The following is a 5,366-nucleotide window of genomic DNA, read 5'->3' on the forward strand; positions in this document are numbered from 1 at the left end:
GTTCCCCCGCTTGTCGTAGAACTGGACGCTGAGCAGCCAGATATTGCCCAGGCCTGCCCCGACCGTCCGCTTTTGTATGGCCGTCAGGAGGCCCCGGGTGAGCGGGGTGGCGGCGGCTTGCAGAACTGTATCAGTCCGTCCCCCCCCGAGTTAGCATTTACCCTGCAGGCAAATTTTCCCTACCACAGCGACATACTATTTCCCTTGTTGACGTATGGTAAACCTAAACGTTGAAGAATTAAGGAATCAAATTGTTTCTTAATTCTGACATTATCCTTTTTGGATAATGTCAGAATTAATGGTTTGCCAATTCTCTAATTTTAAACCTTGATTAACAGCAACAAGGTGAAGTTCAGATTTTTTGCGGTCTCCCCTTATCCAGAAATGGATGATCCACTCCTCTTTTGGATAATAAATATACCCATGCATTCGATCTGGAGTATTACTATCCTCTACTAAACCATCAGGAAGCCCTATTTGTTCTGATATACTATATAGAGGATTCTCTCCTTTGAAATTATTAACTGCATTAACTACTCGTTCAGAGCCAACGTTAAATTTATAAACTTCTGAATACGGATCAACTCCGGGCGCGATCATATATCCAACTCTCAAAATACCAACTACCGCTGCTATCGAGATTACCAACATTATTATTGTTTTTATTTTTACGCTATCTTTTTGATGGGATATTATTAACACCCATGTTACTATAAAAATACCAAGTGAGCGAACTTGCCCACCCTCCAGGATTAGTCATACTTTGATTTACAGTTTTTGGCATCGCGTAAAATAGAATTCCCAGACCTGCAATAAACGATTCTCCCTCGAAACGTTATCACTTCTAGGATCTAATGCAATTCCGAATTGTTCTCCAACAAATCTTGCATCAATTAATATCGCTCTTGTATCTGTTAGCACACCATTAGGACCAGCAGCCCCTAACCGGTCATACCTTCTATCATGGCCTATTGAGGGAAATCTGACAGGGCCATAGCTGGAGCCGTATAGTTATATGTCCCATCATAATTTCTGGGATTGTTATCTCCTGTATAATTATCACCGAAAAGATTCCTTCCTAATGTTGATGGGTCTAATGTATTTCCTCCCGAGCCCGCACTCTCTATTCTGTAAAAAGCATAGTATGGATCTTAATTTTTTACAATTCCCAAACTAACTCCGAGATTATTCTTATCGATAAATTTTACGGCCTTAATGAAGAATACTTTTCGGCTCCGTTCTCCTTCTAAATAAATAAGTCTACAATTTACAGGATCAATATAAGAAGGAAAAACATTCTTCATTTCTACAATTTGATTAAAATCAATTCTTGTCTCCGTTTTTGAAAACAATGGCATTATCACTATATGATCCTTAAAGAGATATACTCGTTTTAATTTAGTCGCCATCCATAAAACAATTAATAATACGAAAATCATGAAAATATTTAGGGCTATTAGCCCATCAAGTGGAAGATCTTTTCTATCTGCTCGATTAACAAATATCAGGGCAATAATAGAAAGCAATGAAGAAGAGCCTATTACCCCATAGGTTAATTGTGAATATATTTTCTTTTTCATTTTATTTTCCCCATTTCCAGCCGGCTTTAAAAGTTGCCTCTGCTCCATAAATAATTAAAATAGAAGAATTTAAATCAATTCCTAAAGTAGCTCCCTTGAACGAACCATCTGAATTTAAAGTAATTTCTCCTCCCAGAATCCCTATCGCTCCAATTCCAATAACAAGCTCTTTGGTAAAAAGTCCAGTTTTAGTATCATAAACCGCATTTAACTTGTAACTCGCACCTACCCAAAAACCGCCAAGTCCAGTTCCAAATATGGTTGCATCTTTACCATTGGGACGGCTTCCTCCCGTTCTATTATTGTAATTATAACCATAATCTCTAATTGCAGTCTTCACTATATCAAACTTCGCTCCTAAAGCTTTAGAAAAGGCTATTTCAACACCTGCCCCCTCATTGAGAGAAAAACCTGTTTCGAAGTAAAATCCGCTATTGTTTTGGTTTCCTGCCGAGCCCGCTTCCTTCCGCCTGTAGGGTAAGCATCTCTATTGGCTCAATCTATCTCCATATGCCAGCGATTTCCTTATTCAGAATTTGCCCACCAAATAACAATACATAAATAAAAAAACTAAAAAACAAGAGAACAAAAGGAAATGCAATTAGCATCCATAATCTTATACGCTTATTCAATTCAACACAGTTTGAAAATTTGTTTTCAAAATAGCTAAAATCTTTACGAGTGTAGGTTAAATATGTTAATAGGCATACAGAAATAGCAATTGCAATCCAAAAAAATGGACTATTATCGATTTTGTTATTAATTGAAAAATTTATTTTTTCCAATATCTTTTTAACAAAAAGAAGTAAAACAGCAACCAGATAAAAAATCAATAATGACATATACATAAATGTCCTCCTAATCGGACTGTCATTTTTATTATCATAAGCTTTGTACATACGATAGTATAAATAATTTAAAAATCTCATGCTTCAATTATTTGGAACCTATTATTACTCCACCGTTCAAACTAGAATTTATATTATCAGCAATGCCCCTACCCGTATAGTAATAAGAAATACCTTCGGCCAAAAGAGCTCCTCCTCCTATTATTAGACCTGCTCCAGGAATTAAAGAAAGGCCTGTAATAGTAGCTTGATAGAGATGTCCTACGTTAAGTTGCCTGTTTTGATAAATATCTACAGCGATAGCACCCGCCGCCACCCACGGAGCAGCCTCTGCTAGAACCCCACCAACTTTCGAAATTGCACTTAAAGCTCTTGTGCTTGTTCTTGTTGCCAGTCCTAATGGAAGTTGAACTGTAGTTTGTGCTAAACGATAACCGGCAGATGCTTTAAGAGTGGTACTGGCACCAATATAAGCTTGAGTAAAGTCATTAGCCAAAAAGGCAATGTCTTTCCAGTTGTTCGCCAGAAAATCCCCGCCTATACCTGCTGTTGATGTTCCCCCCGAGTTAGCATAACTATTTTATAATTTAATACCTTAGTACCTTAGAAAGTATCCCTCCACCATTTCCTTACCTTTCCTTCTAATGATTGCCTTTGTTCAACTTGTTCTGTTACTTCGGGTTGCTGGTGCTTAAATATCTTCTCCCGATTGAAATTAGCAACTATGATAAATGAAACTGCTGTAATCAATATATAAAGGACAATCAGTATCCCGCCTTTTACATCCTTTTTGAAGTTGTATTCTAAGAACTGTTCCCCTCTAACAAAAATGAAATAATTCAATAACCATATAATTGCCATTGGGATTAAGACATAATATTTACCGGGAATTATATCATTAAAAAGACCTTTATAAGTCAAAAATGAATAAATGGTATATATGTTAAAAGATAAAAACAAAGTGCTTAAAGAAGCTACAGTCATTAAAAGACCCGTTTCTTCTTTTATTGTATCCGTATAAAACCTATAAATTCTAAATAATAAATAATTATATATTCTCATCACCTTTCTCTTGGTTTATCAAATAAAGTATCTCCACTATAGTATTCATAAGCAAACTTACCGCCGAAATATAATATACTTACACCTGCTCCAATCGGTCCCATAAAACCAATTATTCCAAATGCTGCATCCACAGAGGCTTCCGTTCCTGTAATTTGACCAGTGCTATATTGGTAGCCGGTAATTAAAACACCTCCAATACCGGCTAAACGACCCGCATTTTTAAGTACAGTACCCGTGGCTTTAAGAGCTCCGGTTGGAACATGAATATTTGCTATAGGAGTTTTTAAAATGGTAGTTGAGTAGGATCCGCCATATAATGCCTGGCGACTTAGAACACTTCCGATCCTATCACTTATTGCACCAACAGTATAACCTACTCCCGCCAAATAATTACTTATTTCGCCATTATTGTTATGGAAATAGTCTAGCGCACCTCCCGAGTTAGCATACCCGCATAATCGTCTCCTTTATCATCATAGATGACCATGATTTTTAAGATCCGCTATAACCAGCAACAACAAGAATAAACTGATAGAAACAATTATATACAACTTAACCGATATATCCCAACTTCTCATGTTATATCTCACTGCATCATGCTCAAACTCGCCAAACACTTCTTCATATAAATGAGCTCTATACAAAAACAGGTAGTTCAAGAACCCTATTAATGCATAAGTCGTTAGCATCACTTTTAAGTTGACTAGTTGTTGAAATAATGGCATAAAAAGCCCCAGTCCTCCTAACAGAATGAAAACATTCAAGCACAAAAGAGTTGAAGTAACCAAGAAAGCATAAAATACAGGGATACTGTCTTTTTTCTTCTGATAGAATTTATAAACCCTAAAATTTAAATAATAATACCACCTCATCTTTATTACTTATTCCAAAAGTCATTTCCTGTTTCCTGTAATAGATATTTACCTCCAAAATAAAGCCCGGAGGCCGCCCAGCCCCAACCTGGAATAAAACCAACTCCCCCCATAATAAGATCAAGCCCTCCTTCTCCAACTAAACTCTTATTGCCATTATAGATTTCGACGCCTGTCATTACAACGCCTATTCCTCCAAGGATAGCCCCGCCCACTTTTAATGAAGTGGCAGCCCGTTGTACAAGTTTAGTATCAGCGTTAATGGTTCCTATGATTGTCTTAAATGAGGTCGATCCAACAGGGCTCTTCCATCCTTCATAAGCAGCTTTAGTAAACTGGTAAGCTAACCGCTTTTCAAGCACTCTTCCTAATTGATATTCTCCTGCCCCTACTGTAAATCCTAAAGCAGAAATACTATTTGAAGTAGTATTCCATGCATCCCCACCAACTATTCCCCCCGAGTTAGCAGTCTCATTCACATTAACCGGAGTTGTCTTAGTACTGGTCACCGTTACCTTCTTCACCCATCCCCCGCTATAAAACTGCGGGTTCACCGCCGTAGCCAGTAACTTCGGGTCACCACCCCGTGCCAGCCACTCTTCCTGGCTGATCCGCCCCCCTGCCCATGGGTTCCACTTGAATCCGGAGGCCGGATCGGGATAGGTTTCTTCCGAATTATCCGGGGTCATACTCCAGTATGTCCAGGCCAGTTCCAGCACCTCCTGGCTAAGCCCTGTACCCGCACCCCAGCCGCTGGGGCTATGCGGCGGCAGCGCCTCCAGCTTCTTGTCCCCCAGAGGGTCATTGTACATCACCGGGTTGTTCCCCGAATAATGATACGTGCTTACCGCGTCCGAAGCTTCTGCCATCGGGTCTACCCCAAGGAAACGCCCCAGGGCCGCATCATAGTTCCGGTAATACGTCTGGTAATAGTCCGGAAGGTCCCCGTAGTCGTTCTGCCACTCCGAACCCCCGTTGTACAGGTTCCTGTTCGGCTGGGT

At 39.3% G+C, this 5,366-nt stretch carries 8 protein-coding genes; 1 reads left to right on the forward strand and 7 read right to left on the reverse strand.

Features of this window, described 5'->3' with window-relative positions:
• Positions 1-234: hypothetical protein (locus tag DDR33_RS26125; RefSeq protein WP_158280868.1), on the forward strand; the 234-nt coding region annotated here is incomplete at its 5' end.
• Between the two features lie 36 nt (positions 235-270).
• Here the strand turns inward: DDR33_RS26125 and DDR33_RS24765 are convergent.
• From DDR33_RS24765 to DDR33_RS24805, 7 genes are all read right to left on the reverse strand, one after another.
• Positions 271-651: a hypothetical protein gene (locus DDR33_RS24765; RefSeq protein ID WP_146198868.1), complete on the reverse strand. Its 381-nt coding sequence runs from the start codon at positions 649-651 to the stop codon at positions 271-273.
• A gap of 500 nt (positions 652-1,151) precedes the next feature.
• Positions 1,152-1,628: a hypothetical protein gene (locus DDR33_RS24770; protein WP_238387943.1), complete on the reverse strand. Its 477-nt coding sequence runs from the start codon at positions 1,626-1,628 to the stop codon at positions 1,152-1,154.
• Entirely contained in the window at positions 1,582-1,920 is a 339-nt protein-coding gene (locus DDR33_RS24775; RefSeq protein WP_109418475.1) for a hypothetical protein, read from the reverse strand. The genes DDR33_RS24770 and DDR33_RS24775 overlap by 47 nt, the downstream gene beginning before the upstream one ends.
• A 596-nt stretch (positions 1,921-2,516) precedes the next feature.
• Complete coding sequence (locus DDR33_RS24785; RefSeq protein ID WP_109418477.1) at positions 2,517-2,924, reverse strand: hypothetical protein; 408 nt, start codon at positions 2,922-2,924, stop codon at positions 2,517-2,519.
• 107 nt (positions 2,925-3,031) lie between these two features.
• Positions 3,032-3,490, reverse strand: coding sequence for a hypothetical protein (locus DDR33_RS24790; RefSeq protein ID WP_109418478.1), 459 nt, complete (start codon positions 3,488-3,490; stop codon positions 3,032-3,034).
• The gene (locus DDR33_RS24795; protein WP_109418479.1) at positions 3,490-3,879 is read right to left on the reverse strand and encodes a hypothetical protein; all 390 of its coding nucleotides are present in this window, start codon (positions 3,877-3,879) and stop codon (positions 3,490-3,492) included. Before DDR33_RS24795 ends, DDR33_RS24790 begins: the two co-directional genes overlap by 1 nt.
• A 491-nt stretch (positions 3,880-4,370) precedes the next feature.
• Positions 4,371-5,366, reverse strand: a 996-nt coding sequence (locus tag DDR33_RS24805) for an RHS repeat-associated core domain-containing protein (RefSeq protein ID WP_202913844.1), incomplete at its 5' end; no start/stop codon positions are given.

The organism is Pararcticibacter amylolyticus (assembly GCF_003130405.1).
Taxonomy (GTDB): Bacteria; Bacteroidota; Bacteroidia; order Sphingobacteriales; family Sphingobacteriaceae; genus Arcticibacter; species Arcticibacter amylolyticus.